This window comes from Enterococcus mundtii (genome assembly GCF_003957375.1).
Taxonomy (GTDB): Bacteria; Bacillota; Bacilli; order Lactobacillales; family Enterococcaceae; genus Enterococcus_B; species Enterococcus_B spodopteracolus.
Genome location: NZ_CP025473.1, coordinates 423,103 through 444,060 on the forward strand (window position 1 = coordinate 423,103; position 20,958 = coordinate 444,060).

A 20,958-nucleotide genomic window follows, 5' to 3' on the forward strand; every position below is an offset into this window, starting at 1 on the left:
CGACATTTGTATATCAGATAAGATGTATTGAACGATAAAAAAAACACGTTTGATTTTGACAAAGATCCTCAAAATCAAACGTGTTTTTTTATAAATACTTGTTATTATTCTGCTCTCAAAGCAATCGCTGCATCTTTCTTCGCTGCCATACGAGCTGGGATGTGTCCGCCTAACATCGTTAAGATCGTTGATACAACAATCAGAATCAAGGCGTGTACAGGATTTAGTTGAGCAACATTTTCTAAATCAGTCATATTGTACAAGAGACTATTGATTGGGAAAGTCGCTAGCCAAGCAATCAGGACCCCTAGTAAACCAGAAGAAATCCCTAAGATACAAGTCTCAGCATCGAATACTCGTGTGATATCTTTCTTACGCGCACCTAATGCTTTCAAGACACCGATTTCCTTCGTCCGCTCGATCACAGAAGTATAAGTGATGATGCTGATCATGATCATGCTGGTAACGAGTGAAATACCAGCAAAAGCAATCAGGACATACGTGATGGCATCCATCAATCCACCAGTCAATTCGGTCATCGTTCCAGCTAAATCAGAATAGATGATTTTATCTTCATCTGATTTTCCTTTGTTGAATTCATCTAAATAGTTTAGAATCTCTTCTTTATCGCCAAAATTATTTGGATAGATCATGATGCTTGAAGGTAAGCTATCTCCACCTAAGTAGCTGATCAATGTTTGTTTTGCTGAGTCATCTACTTTTTCGGTCGTCAATACGTTCATATCACTATCTTTTTGTGCTTGAACAATTTCAGAATCTTTGTTTTCATTGACGATTTCTGTTGTCAATTGGTCGCTGTAAGCAATACCAGGAGATAATAGATTCATCGTAGAAGAAGATTTGACACGCAAAATACCAGAAATCTTAACTTCTCTTGTTGCATCGTCGTACATTGCTTGGTAATCCGTATTAGGAATGAAGTTTCCTGTCGGTAATTTTGTATAGTACGTATCATTGTTCACTAATTTGAAAGTCGTTTCGACGATTTTGTCAAAATCAAGCGTTTCGCCGTCTTTCACATCAAAGCCTAAATTTTTCAACGCATTGATGTTGGTATTATTATTGCCATCCACGATCAATACGACATCATTTGCAGAGTTCGGATAACTACCAGAAAGCAATGAGTAATTTGATTCTAAGAAATTGTCTTTTTGGTCGTCTAGTTGTGTTGGGAAACTAGAAACACCTACGCCAGTCATGGAAGACATGGCACTTGAGAAGGACAGTGATTCAGAATCTGGGTTTTGATTCGAAAAGCTAACAGGCTGTACTTCGCCGTCAACATCTCTTAACAAATTAATACCAGTCGTGCGGGTAAAACCAATATTATTACTTAAATCAGGATCGATACTCGTTACATAATCAACATATTCTTGGTCGATATTATTCGTATGTTGTGCACGGTCTTCATCGCTGATTTTTGCCGTAACAGTTTTTGTGTCTGGATATTCGGCTGTGTTGGAACTCAAGCCATCCGATTCAGAAGGAGGGCTAGTGGTGACTCTGGAAATCGTGATTGGAAAACGAGCCATCGTTTCTGACTGTGTTTGATCAATTTGTTTTTGGAATCCTGTAGATAGGGCTAATACGATCGCAATCCCAATAATCCCGATACTTGAAGCAAAGGAAGTCAAAAATGTCCGGCCTTTTTTTGTGCGAATATTATTGAAAGATAATTTTAATGCGGTCCAAAAGCTCATCTTTGTCCGACGTAGATTAAATTGATCATCTTTTGGACGTTCGATATGTGGGTTAGAATCAGAAACGATTTTTCCATCTGAAAACTCAATGATCCGATCGGCATATTCATGTGCCAACTCAGGGTTATGTGTGACCATGATCACTAGTTTTTCATTGGATAGTTCTTCGATCAACTTCATGATTTGGACACTTGTTTCTGTATCTAAAGCACCGGTTGGCTCATCACATAAAAGGATGTCAGGATCATTGGCTAAAGCACGTGCAATTGCGACACGTTGCATTTGGCCCCCAGATAATTGATTGGGTTTTTTGTGCATGTGGTCGGTCAAGCCAACGCGACGCAATGATTCCTCGGCTTTTTTCCGTTTCTCATCTCTAGAGACACCACTTAATGTCATGCCAAGCTCAACATTTTCAATGATCCCTAAATGACCGATCAAGTTATAACTTTGGAAAACAAAACCGATGGAATTATTACGGTAAGCATCCCAATCGCTATCTTTAAAATCTTTTGTGGACTTTCCGTTGATGATCATATCGCCAGAGTCATAATTATCCAAGCCGCCGATCACGTTCAGCATAGTTGTTTTACCAGAACCACTAGGACCTAGAATAGCTACAAATTCTTTTTTTCTAAAAGCGACGGATACGCCGTCTAATGCTTTTGTCGTTGTTTCACCAACTTTATAATATTTCTTTATCTCTTTTAATTGTAACATTGTCACCCTTCTTTCCATTTGAAATATTCGTTATACTAATAAGTATAACAGAACAATGAACGTAGTATAATGAATGAATGTTAACTGAATATGAACAATCAGAAAAAAAACTGAAATTTTTCAAATAATTGTATGAGGAGAAATGATGAATCGAATATTACTAGTAGAAGATGATGAGCGTTTGCAACAACTTTATCAATCCGTTTTAGAACGCGCTGGTTTTTTGGTTTTCGCAGTCGCAAATGGGACCGAAGCTTTGAAGCAATTAGAGAGTACTCAAGTGGATGTGATCATCACAGATATTATGATGCCTGTGATGGATGGGTATGAACTGTTGGAAACTTTACGAAGCAGTCACGTAGAAACACCTATGTTGATCATCACAGCGAAAGCAGATTTTGAAGATAAAAAGAAGGGATTTCAACTAGGAACGGATGACTATATGACGAAACCAGTAGATGTCAATGAAATGGTGTTGCGGGTAGAGGCCTTGTTACGGCGAGCAAAAATCAATCATAGCCACCAATTGAACATTGGACACACTAGCTTGAACCAAGAAACGTATGAAGTGATCAAGCAGGATCAAGCCATCTTACTTCCACAAAAAGAATTTCAATTATTGTACAAACTACTTTCTTATCCAAATAAGATTTTTACACGACAACAATTAATGGATGATATATGGGGGTTGGATACCAATACGGAAGAACGGACGATCGATGTGCATATCAAACGATTACGCACGCGTTTTATTGAAAATGATGATTTTCAGATCATAACAGTTCGTGGCTTAGGCTATAAGGCGGTGATTTGATGCGTAAAAAAATCTTTTCCCAATTATGGATTTATTTTGCTTGCATTGTGTTTCTTTCCATTTTAGTTACTTTGTTATGTTTCTTAGGTTTTATTTTCTTACTGTCACACAAAACAGTCCCCGCTGCAGAGCAACAAGCGACATGGGTTCCTTTAGTCGTTTTTGCAGGATTTAGTATGATGGTGGGCACAGGGATCTCGATCTTTGTCGGTCGTCGGATCTTGCTGCCGATCAGTGATTTACGAACCAATATGAGTAAAGTAGCAACTGGCGATTTTTCGATTCGGATGGATGAGCAACAAAAAGTCGAAGAGGTGCAGCAACTATATAAAGATTTCAACGTGATGGTCCAAGAATTGAGTAGTATCGAAACGTTACGAAATGACTTTGTTTCCAATGTTTCTCATGAATTTAAGACCCCTCTTGCCACGATCCAAGGATACGTCCAATTATTGCAAGCACCTAACATTTCAGAAGAAGAAAAGCAGATTTTCTTGCAACGGATCATTGAGAGCATCACTCAGCTTTCGCAATTGACAGAGAACACACTGAAATTGAATAAATTAGAAAACCAGCGAATCAAATTAGAAAAGCGCCCTTTTTGTTTAGATGAACAGATCCGTGAAGTGATTGTTTTTTTACAACCTAAATGGGAGCAAGAACACCTTCAACTGGAGATCGATCTGGAAAGTGTCAACTTTGTCGGTAATGAAGAATTTCTATATCAAGTCTGGCTGAATCTCATGGACAATGCCATCAAGTACAATCAACCACAAGGGAAAATCAAGATTCGCCTAACACAAAATGCCACTCAAGTGATCGTTGAAGTGACAGATTCTGGCGTGGGTATGGATCAAGAAACACAAGCACGACTCTTTGAGAAATTTTATCAAGGGGAATCCAGTCGTCAATTTTCTGGGAACGGGCTGGGCTTGTCATTAGTCAAAAAAATCGTGGAATTGCATCATGGAAAAATTAGTTATAACAGTATCCCAAAAGTAGGTACGACTGTCGTCATCCAATTAGACAAAGAAAACACGTCGCTAACTTATCCGGTGGAATAAGATTCAGGGAAATGAACAGTTAATGAGCTATGGGAGCCATAAATCAACAAAAATAAAGAAAAAAACAACGCGTTAGATTAAATCGATCATGAGTCTTCTTTTCAAGTCATATAAAGATGGAAAAGTGTACGAAGTCATGTCGTACATAAGAGAGCAGAGGAATGATAGAAAATGAAAAAACAAGTCGGTTTATTGCTCGGACTTTTGACGTTAAGTGTTGGGCTAAGTGGAGCCAATCCCATAGTCATTGCAGAGGAAACAACTCATTCTCATGATACTCCCGTGGCATTATTGAAACAGGATACGGTCTTAAGTACACTTGTGGCAAATGCAAGTGCAGAGGATGAAAAACAAACCGATCGTGGCATCGGCTATTACTGGAAATGCCACACCTGTGGCTATAATAGTGAGTGGCATCTCTTTTCTGGAACAGCTGTTTCTGCTGCCAATAAACATGCACAGTAATACAATCATGTCACCTCTGTCTATCCAAATTAGCAAGCGATCACTTTAGAATGGAGTGGAACAAACAATGAATGAAACGTGGTTGAGTAGAAATAAAAAAGAATTGATCCGTCTCTTACTTGCAGTTTTTCTAGGCTTTATGCTAAGTTTTATTGTGTTTGCATTGTTGTAGGTAAGAGGAGAATAAAAAAGTATTCAAAAGGAACAAAGACCAGAAATTATTACGGTCTTTGTTCCTTTTTTGTCAGTAGAGGTTTATGATACTCAGCGTTATTTTCGCGAATATTCAAGTAATTAGTGGGTATGATTGTGAATTTTACTTGCAAACAATATTATACATGATATAATATTGGTGAATATAAAATATTGCAAACTATAAAGAAGGTGAAGTAATGCATATCCAAGTCCCAACAGTTTTACTCGATGGTACAGTTTTAGCGGCTTTGAGCAGAGAAGACATGTACGGTTACGCATTAACGAAAATCGTCCAAGAAAGTTTATCTGTCAGTGAATCAACGATGTATCCTGTTTTACGCAGATTAAAAAAAGAAGAATACTTAGAAACATACGACGAACCATTCGAAGGTAGAAATCGCCGATATTACCGCTTAACTCCGAAAGGACGTCAACATTTAGAAGAAATCATTGATAAATGGATCGTGTTTCGAGATTCCTTAAACCGATTACTGGAGGAGAATACGAATGAATGAATATTTAAATGATGTGTTGGACGAACTTCAAGAAATACCTGAAGATGATCGCTTTGATATTATTCAGTATTATGAAGAATACTTCTTGGATTCTGGCAAAACAGTAGAAGAAGTCGTGGATGAATATGGCTCACCAAAGCAATTTGCCCTGAAACTGAAAATCAATTATTACTCGGAACAAGACGACGATGAATCAGAATACAGCCAAAGTCCTAAACGGAAAATCCGTTTGATTTGGATGATCGTTATCGGGTTGTGTGCATCACCTTTATTGATTCCTTTGGCATTAGCTTTTATTCTAGCGATTTTTGGTATTCTGATTGGCTTAATTGGCGTGATCATTGGAATCTATGTCGTATGTATCAGTATTTTAGGAGCTGGTTTATTTTCGATTATTTCAGGTGTTGCTGTCTTGCAACAATCGATTGCTAGTGGGTTGTTCTTTGTAGGATTAGGGTTACTTGCCACGGGAGGGGCTGTCTTCTTTGCACCATTACTGTTAAAAGGAACTAAATGGTTATTCCAAATGATGATGAACTTTGTCAAGTGGGTAGGACGCCGGTTTATTACGAAACGAGCGATTCATACGACGAATAGTGGGGTGTAAAAAATGAAATTAAAATATATCTTGGGGATAGGTTTAGGACTGATGATCATTGGTGGCTTGACGGCAGGATTAAGTTATGCCTCTGGTGCCCAAACGAGTCTGACTTGGGAAGGTGGTCCAAGAATCATAGAAATGACTCGTGAAATAAAAGATTTTTCGTCTGAAAAAATTGAAAAAATCGTTGTACGAGCAGATCACCAAAATATCATGATCCAACGAGGCGTGAACTTTGAGGTTGAAACGTCTCATGACAAAGCGCAAAAACCAAAAATCAATCTGGAAGATCACACATTGGATATTTCAGCTGATGGTCAAACACCGGCAGTGATGATCAATGTGACAGACACACGTTCGATGTTGAAAATCACGATCCCTAAAACCATTTCCTTAAAAGAATTAGTGATTGAAGGAAAAAACAATGAATTGTTTTTAGATGAATTTAGTAGTAAGAATATCAACTTGAATTTAGCCAATACTTGGACGTCGATCAATGAAGTAAGTGGGGAACTTCTTACTGTTGAAAATCAAATGGGCTCACTAGATTTACAGGAGTTTTCGATAGATAAAGTCAAATTAGCTACAAGTGATGGCAGTATCATTTTTAACGATAACGAAAAATCAATCAAAGGCGAAGTCACACTTCATAATAGTAGTGTTGATTTTTATAACAACCAAGAGCAAGGACTAGCTGTGACCCTAGAAGGGGATTCTTATATCAACAAAAATTATGAATCTTTGACAACCAAGACGTACAATCAAGGAAACAAAGATCTCAAAGTAACTGCTTATAATAGTCAAGTGAACTTGACGAATGAAGATTATGAAGAGCCTCCGATGGATGATAAAGATTATGGAGAGTATGATTAATCGTTGAACAGTCAAGACTGTCTTTTTCAAAATAACGAATAAATAGTTGAAGAAGCGTATAATTCTTTATGGAATAAGGAATTATACGCTTTTTTATTTATTTTACATGAAATATCATCGCCTATCATTCAATAATATAGTAGAATAAGGAAAGGGAAAAACGTACATATATGGGGAAAATAGGGTGAATATTGAATGAAAACAGAGGAAATCAAGCGGGAAGAATTGAAAAGTGAATTAGGGAAATTGCATCATTTTTTAACAGAACTGAGTACCAAGTATTATGATACAGACAAAGAAAGGGTAACGATCCAATATCCAAATAACTCCGAAGGTCGACAACTTGAACAAGTGTACAACGAAATGTTCAAACATCTATTGAAAGTGAAAAAAGAATTAGATTATTATTCACTGCCAATCATTGATACGGGTATTTTAAAATACGATCAAGCAAGTGAGCGATTTGTCTTCAAGTCGGTTCGTGAGAATCTTGAATTATCCGCCGGTATGGACCTAGAGATCTTAGTGGAAGACTATTTTACTGAAACGAAACAGTGGGTCCGTACACGATTAGAATATTTGCCAGAAGCATCAGGTGGTGTACACGAAAACGGTTGGTATATCACGGAAGACAAAGAATTGGAACTAGAAGGAGCCATGGCAAGGATTCGTAAAAAAACAGAATAGAACCAAAAAAATTAGGAGTGAGTAAATGAAAGAAAAAAGGCTTTCACTATCAATGGCTATATCGGGCTATTTATTATTCTTCTAATGTTTGTCGTAGGAATCTTACTATTTTTCATAGGGGTTGCTCGATTTTTAGTTGGCTTTTCAATTGTTGGGATTTTCTTGTGGTTGCTGGTTTTCTTAGCAATCAGCGGACTGACAGTAGTCAGCCCCAATCAAGCAAAGGCCATCGTCTTTTTTGGGCAATACATCGGAACGATTCGTGAGAGCGGGTTTTTCTTAACGATTCCTTTTGCACAAAAAATCAACTTGTCGTTAAAAGTTCGAAACTTCAATAGTTCGCTGTTGAAGGTCAATGACTTAGATGGAAATCCAATCGAGATTTCCGCTGTCGTCGTTTTTAAAGTAGTAGATACAGCTAAGGCGCTTTTTGATGTAGCAAACTATCATCAATTTGTTGAAATCCAAAGTGAAACCGCCATTCGTCATATCGCCAGTCAATATCCATATGACACATTCAACGAGGATGATCTTACTTTACGTGGAAATACCACTGCGATTTCAGATGAATTGGCAAAGGAATTACAAGAACGTTTATCGGTGGCGGGGGTCGAAGTTTTAGAGACGAGATTGAATCACCTGGCTTATGCAACAGAAATTGCCAGTGCGATGTTGCAACGACAACAAGCTAAGGCCATTTTATCTGCCCGTCAAACCATCGTTGAAGGCGCAGTGACGATGACACAAATGGCTCTGGAACAAATCGAAGCAGGTCAGGATATGACCTTTACCGATGATCGAAAGATCCAGTTGATCAACAATCTACTTGTATCGATTATTACGGATAAAGGCACACAACCAGTGATCAATACGGGCAATAACAAAGGAAAATAGCTGAATGAGGAAAGCATCCGCCAATGGAGCGTTTATCCAACGAATATCGGTTTGAATCAATAAAAAGAAATTTGGAGTGATTTACACTTCCAGATTTCTTTTTTTTTGGAAACATATGACAATAATGAAAGAGGTTTGATAGTAAAAAGAAAGGAATTTTCACGGATACTTGACTATACTTAATTTATCAGAACAGGAAAGAAGGAGTCACAATGAAAAAATTATTGATTGGGTTGGGAGCATTTATCATCATCGCTTTTGGTGGCTACCGTTTAGCAGATCATTTGATCATGGGTGGTGAAAGCTACTATGTTCAAATCACAACGGATGGTGAGAAACAGGTGGATCGCGCTGACGGTGGACAAGAGATCATTAGTTATCGTTATGAACTACCGGGGTTTAATAAAGAAGGTAAAGAAAAAATAATGGATTTCAACGGCTCTCAAGAGCGACCATTAAGAAAAGATGCATTTTTGAAAGTAACTTGGAATAAAAACAAAGGCGTGACGTCGTATGAAGAAGTACAGGCAAAAGATATTCCGTCAGCAGCACAAGAAAAATTAAGTAAAGGAACGGTCAATAATGGATAAAATCGTAGAAATCAATAATGTAACAAAAGTTTACGGAAAAAGTAATGAGAAACAGACACAAGCCTTGAATGGTATCAGTTTTAGTGTAGAAAAAGGTGAATTCATTGGCATCATGGGGGCTTCTGGATCAGGTAAATCAACCTTATTGAATATCTTATCAACATTAGATAAACCAACAAGTGGCACGATCCATATCAACCAAGCAGATGTCACGAAGTTGAAAGGAAATCAGTTAGCCGATTTTCGAGCAAAAGAAATCGGCTTTATTTTCCAAGATTTTAATCTTTTAGAAAACTTGACTGCACAAGAAAATATTGCAGTTCCGCTTTCTTTACAAGGCGTGAAACCAAAAGAAATCAAGAAAAAAGTCAATGCAGTCGCTGAACGTTTGTCAATCACTCATATCTTGGACAGCTATCCAGCGAAAATCTCAGGTGGACAAAAACAACGGGTAGCAGCAGCCCGGGCACTAGTTACGCAACCAACGATTCTATTAGGGGATGAACCAACTGGTGCGTTGGATTCAAAAAGTGCGAAAGACCTATTAGATACGATGGAAGAATTGAATACAAATGATAAGGTTTCGATTCTGTTGGTGACACATGACGCTTTTTCAGCAAGTTACTGTCAACGAATCTTGTTTATTAAAGATGGCGTGATCCATCAGGAAGTTAAACGCGGAGAACAAAGCCGTCCAGACTTTTATCGTCAAATATTAACGATTCTAGGTAATCTAGAACAGTAAGGGGGAAACTTGAACATGCTTTGGAAATTATCACTTACTGGGATCAAGAGTCGGTTAAGAGACTATATTGTTCTATTTTCAGGTTTAGTCATGGCTTCAGCCATCTTTTATATGTTCGAATCAATGGCAAGTAACACAGATTTTTTGAAAAATAATTCTACATTAGCGATGACTGTGATCATCTTCCGTTTTGGTTCGGTTCTATTGGGTATTATTACGTTTGTCTATATTCTTTATGCTAACTCATTTTTGATGACGATGCGACAAAAAGATTATGCAATGTTTATGATGCTAGGAGCAAAAGGCCGAAAGATTGCCCAAATGATTTTCTCTGAGACTTTGATTGTCGGAACAATTGCCACATTAGTTGGTTCAGTGTTGGGGATTGGTTTGACAAGTGTCGTCCATCGACTATTAGTGGCACAGTTGAATATTGAAATCACCCATTTTACGCCATTGAATATGGATGGATTATTGATTACCTTGCTATTTTTCATCGTATTATTCTTATTAGCCGCGTTTGTCAACGCATTCTCGATTGTCAAAAAGCCAATTTTGACCTTACTACGTGCAGACCAAACACCTGCACAGATGAAACAACACAAATTCTTGTTTTTCCTTGAAGTGGTTTTAGGAATCATTTTTATTGGCGTAGGTTACTACATGATGGCAAATATCGGAACATATCAGTTGATGGCCATCGCCATCGCGTTAGTTACAATCGTTTTAGGAACGTACTTTATTTTCCATTCGGTCATCATTTTCTTCCTTAAACTATTGAAGAAAACAGAAAATATTTCGATGAAAAAACTGAATAATTTTACGTTATCACAGTTAAGTTTCCGTATCCGTGAGTACACGCAAATGCTGTCAATGGTGGCAATGTTACTAGCATTAGCATTAGGTGCATTGACAGTCGGCCTAGGCTTTAAAAATCAAATCACCCAATTGACGAATGAAGCATCCAATTATGATTTAGTATTGAATCAATCAGAATTGATCGATCAATCAAAGGTGGAGAAACTTTCACCAACGATCAATGCGGTCTATCAACAAAAAGAAGACGAAAAAACAGTGTACTATAATTATAGTGAATTTGAACAAAATCCATTTTTGATCATGGAAAATCAAACACCTAACACTGGGGAAAGAAACGTCAAAACAAAAAAAGTAACAGCAGAGGAATTAGCGACAAACTTAAACTATCAAGATGAGCTACGCTATTACGAGTTGCCAGAACAACGAGCAAAAGAAATCAAATTATTACCAGCAGAAGAATTTGCCCAATTAACTCTTCCACAAACAAGTCTACAACTGATTCAAGCAAAAGATTTCCATGAGAGTATTGAACAGATTGGGAATCTGGTAGCAGAAAATAATAAAAACAATGAATCATTAAAAGATGAAATGTTAAGTTTCACACAAAAATATGATGCTTACCAATTGATCAACAGTATGTTCTCAGGCTTTGAATTTATGGGATTCTTTTTAGGGATCGCCTTCTTGACGATGTTAGCAAGCTGTTTGATGTTCAAGATTCTTTCAGGTAGCAAAAGTGATGTTGTTCGTTATGAAATGCTCGGTAAAATTGGTGCTCGACAAGCATTATTAAAACAATCGATTCGCCGAGAAATCGGGATTCTCTTCTTAGCACCAGGAATTCTAGGAGCTATCCATGTATTATTTGGCCTTCAAATGTTTACTGTTTTGATGGATGATCCATATCATGACTTATGGATACCATTTGCAATCTTCTTTGTTCTTTACTTTATCTACTATGCGTTAACCACTTGGTTGTATACAGGCATTGTGTTGAACAAAAAAGAATGATACTTGAATAGGGATGGATCAAACACGTGAAGAAAGTTCGTAGAAGAACTTTCTTCACGTGTTTTCTATACCATCGATAAAATTTTCTTGAAGCATGATCAAATAGAGAAGAGACCACTGGATATGATGGAAGGATATCGGTTATGAGGGAACTGGCGAATTTTTTCAAAGACGGACAACCACAATAGATACCTAGAAAAAAATAAACGCTTGCTTTTGGATTATCTTTATTCAAAGTTTGGATTTGATAAAGATGATTTAGAAAATGAGATCAATACGATTCTAAAAAATATTTATTCTGACCATGCGATATTACGTCGCTACCTCGCCGATTACCGTTATCTTGATCGAGAAAAGGGCGGTTCGATCTATAAAAAGACAGTGAGAGAGACAGAATCAAATAAAAAAACGCATCTCTTTATAAGCCATATTGGCAAGCAAGAGATGCGTTTTTTAGGAACTTTTATTTATTTGTTTTTGCCAACCATCATATTTCAACAAAAAATATTCGATCACGAAAAAAAGCGTCGAAGTTGTTTCAAAAGGTGTAAGGATATCTTCTCGATCTTGTACTTCAGGATTCAAGAAGAAAATCGTTTCATCACAAAGTTTTGAGACAGTTGAGTTCCTAAGTTTTGTGATACCAATTGTCTGGATTTTTCGTTGTTTCAGTTGCTTCGCTAATTTGACGACTTCAGGAGACTCACCATTTAGCGTGATCAACAGGACTAAGTCTTCTGGCTGAATGATTTGGTAAAACTGCTTGTTGATGGAAACGGCACCGAAGTCATAGAGTATCAATCCGTTGTGTACGAAGAGCAATTTCATATAACTCGAAACTAGCGTTTGTATATCACCTGATCCATAGATAAAAATCCGATTAGCATTAGCCATCATTGTACATAGATCAGTGAAATCTTTTTTCTTAAGGTTTTCAATTGTTTGGATATGATTTTCCAAGATTTCCCCCTCAAACTCAGATAGACGTACATTTTCCTGTGTCAGTTCATTTTTTAGATGATATTTGAATTCTGAGAAACCATCAAACCCTAATTTTTGGCAAAAACGCATGATTGTCGTGCGAGAAACGTTGCATTGTTTCGCCAGTTCGTTAATGGACATTGTTAAAGAATTTTTTTTGTGATTTGTGATATAGGACCAGATAAGAAAATCATTTTCAGTCAACCTTGACTGAAACATCGTAATACGGTCTTGTAACATCTCTTTTCATCATTGCCAAAAATCTATAAATCGTTAGAACTCACCATTAAAGTTTTCAGAGCCATGGTTCTACTACGCTTGTTTGGTCATTTGTAAATATAGATCTGGTGAATAGTGATTATTTTTTTGATGTATCGATTGAATGTCCGATTCTAATTTATAGATATTACAGGTTTTGACAAATCAGTTTCCCCCTTTTTCATTTGATATTTTTGAGAGAGTTCACGTTGTAATCGACGTAGACGTTTCTCAATTTTGCTTGTTTTATTGCAATTTTCATAGACCATGCAAGGTGATACAACTGCTAAATCTTTGTTACCTAACTCAATAACCAATTTTTTTTCAGTCAATTTTTGGTTGGTAGACTGTCTTCAATCACCCTTTGGTTTACTTAGAGGATTTTCCAATTGCGTGTGTCCTTATTGTTCTCACCTCACTATTAAGATACGTCTTCATGTACCGTTTATTTGATTAACTATTACCAGCCCCCTTGTTTTATTTTCGAAGATAGGACGTGACCATTCACAAATTTTGTGACAAAAACCTTTTTTCTGTGAGGAGTTTTTAAATCATCTTAAAGTGTTTCAGGCATCCATTTTAATAGTAAACTAAGAATCAGTATAGCGCTTACTAAAAAATACAAAGGACTAAAAGACTATGATGAAAAAAATTCAAAGATTTGGTGGAGCAATGTTAGCACCTGTCATGCTATTTTCTTTTTTCGGTATCGTTATTGGTTTTTCTTTACTTTTTTCCAATCAAACGATCATGGGAGATATTGCTGCGCCTGATACACTCTGGTATAAGTTCTGGAATGTTGTAGCAGCCGGTGGCTGGACCCCGTTTTTTCAATTACCACTTTTATTTGTGGTCGGATTACCAATCAGCTTAGCTAAAAAATATGCGGCTCGAGCAACGATGGAAGCATTAGTGATCTATATTGCTTTCAATTATTTCGTCAATGCAATTTTAACGATATGGCCCGATTCTTTCGCTGTGGATCTATCTCAAGGAACAGCCGTTGGTTCTGGATTAACAGCGATTGCTGGAATCATTACTTTAGATACGGGCATGATCGGAGCATTATTGATTTCAGGTATCGTGGTTTATTTGCATAATCGCTTTTATGAAAAAGAATTACCAGAAATGTTGACGATTTTTAGTGGTTCTGTTTTCGTTACAATGATCGCTTTTTTTGTCATGATTCCTCTAGCACTGTTGATGTGTGTCATATGGCCAATCATTCAAGAAGGAATGAGAAGCATGCAAGGATTTTTTATCCATTCGGGGAATTTTGGTGTATTCATCTATCAATTTTTACAGAAAATCCTTATTCCAACTGGCTTACATCATTTCGTATACGCGCCATTTGCTTATGATAGTGCGGTGGTTGAAGGAGGGATGGCTGCGTATTGGGCGTCAAATATTGGTGAATTCCAAACGAATGCGCTTTCGCTTAAAGAACTTTATCCTTTTGGAGGTTTTTCTTTATCGGGTATGTCAAAAGTATTTGGAACTGCTGGCTTAAGCTTAGCCATTATTCAAGCCGCTCATCCAGAGAAAAAGAAGAAGGTCATCGCATTGATCGCTCCAGCTGCATTAACTGCGATGTTGACAGGAATCACCGAACCTATTGAGTTTACTTTCTTATTTGTTGCCCCAGCTTTATGGGGTGTCCATGCCCTATTAGATGCTTCCATTGCTACGATTTCTTACGCTTTTGGCGTCGTTGGTGATTTTGGTGGTGGTTTAATCAATTGGTTAGGACTAAATTGGTTGCCTCTTTGGAAATTTCATGGTTCGACCTACCTCACCCAAATCATGATCGGACTTACATTTACTGCAATCTGGTTCTTAGTATTCACCTTCATGATCAAAAAATTCAATTTAAAAACTCCAGGACGTGAAGAGGAGGTATCAGAGATACAACTTTATTCAAAAGCTGATTACGAAAACAAAAAGAAGACACAACAAGATGAACAAGAGAAAAATCTACCTAAACATGCTAGACAAGCACAAGCCTATCTAGTGTTAGTAGGTGGAAAAGAGAATGTACTGGATGTGACGAATTGTGCAACACGGTTACGACTTACCGTGAAAGATGCAAGTAGAGTAGCCAGTCCTACTGATTTTCAGGAAGCTGGGGCCGCAGGACTTGTCAATCCTGGAAATGGTGGTATCCAAATCATTGTTGGGTTAACTGTACCAAGAGTGCGAGAATCATTTGAAGAATTGATTGTAAAATAAGAGGAGGATAATTATGAATAAGAAAAAAAGTTCAATCTTGATCGCAGGTGGAGGGAGTACATATACACCTTCATTAGTGATGATGTTAATAGAAGACCGAGAACGATTTCCAGTCAGAAAAATCAAATTTTATGATAATGATGAACAAAGGCAAGCAGTTATAGCAAAAGCATGCGCGATCATCCTCGCAGAACGAGCGCCAGAAATCGAATTTGATTATTCAATAGATCCCAAAGAGGCTTTTACAGATGTTGATATCGTTATGGCACAACTAAGAGTTGGAAAATATGCCATGAGGGAACAAGATGAAAAAATTCCATTTAAACATAATGTTGTAGGTCAAGAAACATGTGGACCAGGGGGACTTGCTTATGGGTTACGCTCGATCGGGCCAGTCTTAGAACTAGTCGATTATATGGAAAAGTATTCACCGAATGCTTGGTTATTGAATTATTCTAATCCAGCAGCAGTGGTCGCAGAAGCAACAAGAAGGTTTCGCCCCAATTCAAAAATCATCAATATTTGTGACATGCCCGTTTGTTTAGAAGATATCATGGCTCGAGTGATTGGGCTACGGGATCGTAAAGATTTTGAAACGTCTTATTTTGGCTTGAATCACTTTGGGTGGTGGACAAGCATCAAAGACCATGACGGCAATGATTTGCTACCAAAAATAAGCGCCCATGTAAAAAAATATGGCTATACAGAACAAACACAACAAGGCCAACACAAAGAAACTAGCTGGGTAGAAACCATGCTAGCAGCCAAAGAGTTACATGAAATCGAACCCACCTTTTTATCCAATACGTATTTAAAATATTATTTGATGGCTGATGAAACGGTTGCTCATGCCGATAAACAGTATACAAGAGCGAATGAAATCATTGATGGACGGGAGAAAATCGTTTTTGAAGAATGCCAGCGGATCATTAATCATCAAACAGCCAAAGATACACTTTTTGCCTCTAATGAGCATGCCTCATTTATTACAGATCTAGCTTGTGCGTTGACATTCAATACGAAAGAGCGCATGATCCTGATCGTTGAAAATAACGGTGCCATTTCTAATTTCAATCACAATGCGATGGTCGAATTGCCTTGTATCGTAGGGAAAGATGGCTACGAAGTACTATCGATTGGTGAAATCCCTACTTTCCAAAAAGGCTTGATGGAACAGCAAATTGCCTCTGAAAAGTTAGCAGTCGATGCGTGGGAACAAAAATCATATCAAAAATTATGGCAAGCCTTCATCATGAACAAAACGGTACCTAGTGCAAAAGTAGCAAAGGAAATCCTTGATGAAATGATCGAAGTCAATGCTTCTTATTGGCCGGAGCTTCAATAAGTGCCACTTATAAAAAATGAAAGGGATCGGCTGGGGGAAATCCTTCAGTCGATCATTTTGAAAGTCGATATGGTAGTAAAGAATAAATTTCAATTCATCTATTTTTTTCAATATGCGCTGATGGCTATTTTGATGACACAAATCGTTCCGTTTTTAACTGGACAAGGATATGATGCGGTACAAAGAGGTTGGTTTTTAGCTTCTTATAGTGTTACTACGATTATTTTCCAAATCTTTATTGGCTATTATTCTGACCGAAGCAAGCAGCTAAAGAAAGTTTCCATGGTAGTTTCTATACTATTCGTATGCTTTGCGATTACTTTTTATTTGCTAGTAAAAGATGTCTGGATGATACATCTGATCGTACTGGCTATTGCGGGAGGGCTATCCAATACAGGAGCAACCGTCCTAGATAACTGGGTGTTGTCAGAGTCAGAGATGCGAAACAATCTTGCGGCGATCAAAGCAATAGGTTCTTTAGGTTGGAGTGTGATAAGTGTATGTATTCCATTCTTCATTTTTAATAATAATTACCAGTGGCTGATCGTTCCCTTTCTCTTTTTTCTAATCAGTTATTTGTACATCGCAAAAACAGTGCCCCAAACACCTCAAGATAAAAATGAATATAAAGAACAAAAAAGCGAGGAATTTAATCTGTCAGATATGTATCAGCTGTGCAAGAATAGGGAGTTTTTATGTCATACGTTGCTATTTTTCCTTTTATATTTAACGATCGTCGCCAATAATACGATCGTGATTGACAAATTATTCTTAATGGATAGTGGAAATATGTACGTAGGATTAAAGTGGGCGATTCAAGCTTTCTGTGAAATCCCGGCGTACCTTTTGTTGAATCATTCGGTGACAAAATGGAAAAATGAGCGATTACTTTTTATTTCTGGTTTCTTTTTGGTCCTGCAATTTTTGGTTTATGCAACTTCGCGAACGCCGTTAGTATTGCTTGCTGCCAGTTTCTTGCAGTTTTTCACTGTACCAGCTTTTACTATCGGTAGTCGAATGATCATCAGTGAGATTACCCCTAAAAATGTTTTTTCCTCCGGACAACTTCTGTCTATAAGTGTTTATATGGGGCTTTCTTCCTTTGTTTCCCCATTACTAGGCGGTATCTTGGCGCAACAGTTATCATTGGACCAAGCACTTTACTTTTTTAGTATGCTACCGATCTTTGCTTTTATTTGTTATTACTGTTACAGGAAGTATCAAAGAAATAAAAGAAAAATCTGAACAGATGCGTACAAGAAAGGTGGGGATTCCTTACTCTTTTTGTATAATCAAATAAATGAGCGGAATACTTTTGGATAAAAAAGTGCAAGTCTCAGCTAAAATGACGTCCAAAAATCAAATTACTGTTCCTAAGAGTGTGCGTCAAAAATTAGGCTTGAAAGAGAATTAAAGAGTTATTTTTGAACTCACACCTGAAGGTGAAATTAAAGTGACTAGTGAAAAATATAATCTGGATTTTGAAGAGGATGTAGGCGAGCAAAAAAACGCCCGTGTGTCATCAGTAGCAATCATAACTATAATAAGATATTCAATGCTGTTTTAGTCATGCCAATCAGTAGTTCAACAAAATATTTACAGGGAAAATATCAACATTCAGGTGATTTTAAACAATTTCTGATACAGCGATGAATACAATCCAAGGAACGATATTATGTCAACATATCCGAAGCATCGATTTATCTCAACGCAGTAATCTTCAAGTGGTTGATCAAATTGATCCTCAAACGGAAGAAAGGTTATCAGAAATTACCAAATATTTTTTCTAACCAATAATGCAACTTTCCAGCGCCTATTTAGGTGGAGTAAGATATATAAAAAGAACCAGAACTCAGAAGTATTCCATCGACTTCTGAGTTTTGGTTCTTTGATAGGGTGTCCATTTTTTCTATCTCAAAAATTGTTTCATCCGAAAGACACGGTCAATGTTTAAGCGACTAACAAGTGGCTGATCGGTTTCTTTGATCGTTACAGAAAGTTTCTGTGGGATCTCTCTCACTGAAAAATGATGCCATAGGTCCCAGAAAGAAGCAAATCTTAATTCTGATAGATATAGAAGTGAAGGTTTTCTTTGATTGAACAAAGAAATGGTCATTCTAGATGAGGTAGACGAAGAATTTCGCCAACGAGTGGGAACGATAAAGGAATCCATTCGCTCATTTGTTTCAGAATCTTGTATTTCTTGTTTTTTTGGTTCATCATATTGCGTCAAGTCATAGGCTTCAATGATGGCATTCAATTTTCTAGAATATTGTCGATCTGTCGCATAGCGCCCTTCTAAATATTTCGTTGCATCTCGGTAATCTTTGGTCTCAGATTTCCACGTTGATTTGTAAAAATCAGTATTATGAGGCAAGCCATTTTTGATCAAATCAGCATAGTCTTCTAAGCTTTCTTTATAAGATGGATATTTACGAAATGCTGCACGAATTTGATAATTTTGCCCAGCTGCCGTTTGTTCTAAGGTATTGAAGGAAATACTACTCCCTTTATAAGCGCCCTTGATCCCAAAAAGATTATAGTTCGGTGAACGAGAAAGCAAGCTGTTACCAGAACCACTTTCTAGGATAGCTTGTGCCATCATAACAGAAGCATAAATATTTTCTTCTTGTCCAATTTCTCGAGCGTCCTCAGCGATTTTTGCAACAAATTGATCTGTTGTTTGATTTTGTGCGAAATGAAATGAGTCGTTGATTCCATCTAAAATCGTTGAGCTAGCTAATGAATTTGTCGCTCGTGGTAAACCAGCTATATCGACACGTAAGGCAAAGTCGGGTCTGTAATCCTTGATAGAAGTGATCCGCAAATGGTCACCCGGCTGAGGAGCATGGATGTAATTCCCATTACCAATATAAATACCTACATGATGGGTAGTACCAGAAGCAGGGCCCCAAAAGACTAAATCGCCCGGTTGAGCATTCTCGACAGGGATTTGTGTACCAGCATATTGTTGTTCCCCTGTCCAACCTCCAATCGAATGGCCAGTTACTTTTTTATAGATGTAATAAGTCAAACCAGAACAATCGAAAGTCGTAGGACCTTTGGCACCCCAGATATATGGTTTTCCCAGCTGACGATACGCTTCTTTTACAAGTGCTTGTTGAATGCTCGTTGTGTTGGCCGGTAAAATTGCTTCGATCGGTGTTTTTACAACAAAATCAGATGATTCTGAAGCTAGGTTTTCAATTCGATCGGGCATCTGTGGCCGATTCGTATTTGTTGTCTGGTTTGGAGATGAGCCATTATTGTTTGTTGATCCTGTAGAACCGTTTGTATTGCCAGTATTATTTGACGAACTTGGTGGTTGTGAAGGATTCGCTGTATTTCCTGTAGTTGAATTTCCGTTGTTGTTGCCATTATTTCCCGCATTGCCAGTGTTGCCATTATTACCACTATCCGGAATATCTGGAGTAACTGGCGTTGGCTCAGAAGAATCTGTCGTTTCTTCTTCTGGGGATGTTGGTTCAGAAGGGGAAGTCGACGACTCAAACTTCGCGGAGATCGTTAAATCAGTCACACCAACTGTAAACAGTTGTTTGGTGTAGTCGATTTCTTGCGCACCTTCGATTTTGACAGAAACTAATTGTTCTTTTGTTTCAGGTGTGATCATATATGTAACTTTGGTTCCTTCTTCTAAGTCTTTGACTTTGCCAGACTTAGAAATCTCTAGAAAATCTTCTTCTGTGTACTCTCTTGTTTTGATCTCAGATTTTTCTTTCTCTTCATCAACGATCTTCAATTTGATTTTTCCACGTAAATTCCGAGCAATCGATAGCGTACGAGTAGCTGTTTCGGTCGTTTCCTCTGTGGATTCCTCTGTGCTAGTGCTATCGGAAGAATCAGTTGAAGAACTTGAGAGCGTGGAATCATTAGTACTTGAATCGGCCGTAGCTGAAGGTGACTCAGCTACGATCGTGGTTTCGGATGTCTGTGTTCGCCTGATTGTAGCAAACACAGGCTGTGTAGATAACAAAGTTGGAGCAATCAGCCAAGATGCTGCAAGTAGGCGTATTGCTGTTTTTTTCTTCATAACGAAATACTCCTTTTCTTTTTCCACAGTTGCACTAATAAAGTGGCATCTGTTCTGTCAGTTGCTTGATTCCGTGAATATATTCAATCATGATTCACGAATAAAAAACAAATAAACATTGGACAAAAATATTAAGTAGCCATTCATTACGTTTGAACATTCATTGTTTGATGTACCCTATTTCATTTGTGGGGGCACAAATTTTGGGGGAAATGAGTACACTTACTATAAGTTTACCAAAGATTTATAAATTCTTCAAAACATTTCGTTAAATAACCAACGTAAAAAAAAAGCCCAAGTTGTGGGCTTTTTATGGAAGAAATAAAAATATAAAATAACGTATCGTTTTAAAAACCAATGACAACAGGTTCAGTCATCAT

At 37.5% G+C, this 20,958-nt stretch carries 19 protein-coding genes and 1 pseudogene; 17 read left to right on the forward strand and 3 right to left on the reverse strand.

Annotation, left to right across the window (positions count from 1 at the left end; genetic code table 11):
- Positions 1-104: 104 nt before the first annotated feature.
- Positions 105-2,441, reverse strand: coding sequence for an ABC transporter ATP-binding protein/permease (locus CYK55_RS02350; protein ID WP_126133878.1), 2,337 nt, complete (start codon positions 2,439-2,441; stop codon positions 105-107).
- A 145-nt stretch (positions 2,442-2,586) separates the two neighbouring features.
- Here CYK55_RS02350 and CYK55_RS02355 point away from each other — a divergent pair, with 145 nt between their 5' ends.
- The 12 genes and pseudogenes from CYK55_RS02355 to CYK55_RS13665 all read left to right on the forward strand — a co-directional run.
- Positions 2,587-3,255, forward strand: coding sequence for a response regulator transcription factor (locus CYK55_RS02355; protein WP_034690026.1), 669 nt, complete (start codon positions 2,587-2,589; stop codon positions 3,253-3,255).
- Positions 3,255-4,319, forward strand: coding sequence for a sensor histidine kinase (locus CYK55_RS02360; protein WP_034690027.1), 1,065 nt, complete (start codon positions 3,255-3,257; stop codon positions 4,317-4,319). Before CYK55_RS02355 ends, CYK55_RS02360 begins: the two co-directional genes overlap by 1 nt.
- 171 nt (positions 4,320-4,490) lie before the next feature.
- Entirely contained in the window at positions 4,491-4,784 is a 294-nt protein-coding gene (locus CYK55_RS02365) for a hypothetical protein (RefSeq protein ID WP_126133879.1), read from the forward strand.
- A gap of 392 nt (positions 4,785-5,176) precedes the next feature.
- Positions 5,177-5,494: a PadR family transcriptional regulator gene (locus CYK55_RS02370; RefSeq protein ID WP_010736371.1), complete on the forward strand. Its 318-nt coding sequence runs from the start codon at positions 5,177-5,179 to the stop codon at positions 5,492-5,494.
- The gene (locus tag CYK55_RS02375; RefSeq protein ID WP_034690030.1) at positions 5,487-6,101 is read left to right on the forward strand and encodes a DUF1700 domain-containing protein; all 615 of its coding nucleotides are present in this window, start codon (positions 5,487-5,489) and stop codon (positions 6,099-6,101) included. The genes CYK55_RS02370 and CYK55_RS02375 overlap by 8 nt, the downstream gene beginning before the upstream one ends.
- Positions 6,102-6,104: 3 nt before the next feature.
- A complete protein-coding gene (locus CYK55_RS02380) occupies positions 6,105-6,968 on the forward strand; it encodes a DUF4097 family beta strand repeat-containing protein (RefSeq protein WP_235186374.1) in 864 nt (287 codons plus the stop codon).
- Positions 6,969-7,163: 195 nt separating this feature from the next.
- Positions 7,164-7,655 carry a DUF5348 domain-containing protein gene (locus CYK55_RS02385; RefSeq protein WP_034690033.1) on the forward strand — a complete coding sequence of 164 codons (492 nt, stop codon included), beginning with the start codon at positions 7,164-7,166 and terminating at the stop codon, positions 7,653-7,655.
- Between the two features lie 84 nt (positions 7,656-7,739).
- Positions 7,740-8,549 carry an SPFH domain-containing protein gene (locus CYK55_RS02390; RefSeq protein WP_126133880.1) on the forward strand — a complete coding sequence of 270 codons (810 nt, stop codon included), beginning with the start codon at positions 7,740-7,742 and terminating at the stop codon, positions 8,547-8,549.
- A gap of 212 nt (positions 8,550-8,761) precedes the next feature.
- Entirely contained in the window at positions 8,762-9,139 is a 378-nt protein-coding gene (locus tag CYK55_RS02395; protein WP_034690037.1) for a YxeA family protein, read from the forward strand.
- Positions 9,132-9,884, forward strand: a complete 753-nt coding sequence (locus CYK55_RS02400; protein WP_034690038.1) for an ABC transporter ATP-binding protein — start codon at positions 9,132-9,134, stop codon at positions 9,882-9,884. Before CYK55_RS02395 ends, CYK55_RS02400 begins: the two co-directional genes overlap by 8 nt.
- Before the next feature lie 15 nt (positions 9,885-9,899).
- Complete coding sequence (locus tag CYK55_RS02405) at positions 9,900-11,714, forward strand: FtsX-like permease family protein (RefSeq protein ID WP_034690039.1); 1,815 nt, start codon at positions 9,900-9,902, stop codon at positions 11,712-11,714.
- Between the two features lie 216 nt (positions 11,715-11,930).
- Positions 11,931-12,029, forward strand: a pseudogene (locus CYK55_RS13665) (DUF2087 domain-containing protein); the annotation flags it as partial.
- A 138-nt stretch (positions 12,030-12,167) separates the two neighbouring features.
- On the opposite strand, the gene CYK55_RS02415 reads toward CYK55_RS13665, so the two are convergent.
- On the reverse strand, positions 12,168-12,935 hold the full coding sequence (locus tag CYK55_RS02415; RefSeq protein WP_034690042.1) for a MurR/RpiR family transcriptional regulator: 768 nt from the start codon (positions 12,933-12,935) through the stop codon (positions 12,168-12,170).
- A 657-nt stretch (positions 12,936-13,592) separates the two neighbouring features.
- Here CYK55_RS02415 and CYK55_RS02420 point away from each other — a divergent pair.
- The 5 genes from CYK55_RS02420 (at position 13,593) to CYK55_RS13675 (ending at position 18,180) form a co-directional block, all read left to right on the forward strand.
- Positions 13,593-15,182, forward strand: a complete 1,590-nt coding sequence (locus tag CYK55_RS02420; protein ID WP_126133881.1) for an alpha-glucoside-specific PTS transporter subunit IIBC — start codon at positions 13,593-13,595, stop codon at positions 15,180-15,182.
- A 13-nt stretch (positions 15,183-15,195) separates the two neighbouring features.
- On the forward strand, positions 15,196-16,527 hold the full coding sequence (locus CYK55_RS02425) for a 6-phospho-alpha-glucosidase (RefSeq protein WP_126133882.1): 1,332 nt from the start codon (positions 15,196-15,198) through the stop codon (positions 16,525-16,527).
- Positions 16,528-17,772, forward strand: coding sequence for an MFS transporter (locus CYK55_RS02430; protein ID WP_235186375.1), 1,245 nt, complete (start codon positions 16,528-16,530; stop codon positions 17,770-17,772).
- 100 nt (positions 17,773-17,872) lie between these two features.
- Entirely contained in the window at positions 17,873-17,941 is a 69-nt protein-coding gene (locus CYK55_RS13670) for an AbrB/MazE/SpoVT family DNA-binding domain-containing protein (RefSeq protein ID WP_235186377.1), read from the forward strand.
- A 107-nt stretch (positions 17,942-18,048) separates the two neighbouring features.
- A complete protein-coding gene (locus tag CYK55_RS13675; RefSeq protein WP_235186379.1) occupies positions 18,049-18,180 on the forward strand; it encodes a hypothetical protein in 132 nt (43 codons plus the stop codon).
- A 256-nt stretch (positions 18,181-18,436) separates the two neighbouring features.
- On the opposite strand, the gene CYK55_RS02445 is transcribed toward CYK55_RS13675, so the two are convergent.
- On the reverse strand, positions 18,437-20,578 hold the full coding sequence (locus tag CYK55_RS02445) for a glucosaminidase domain-containing protein (protein ID WP_126133883.1): 2,142 nt from the start codon (positions 20,576-20,578) through the stop codon (positions 18,437-18,439).
- Positions 20,579-20,958: the final 380 nt, after the last annotated feature.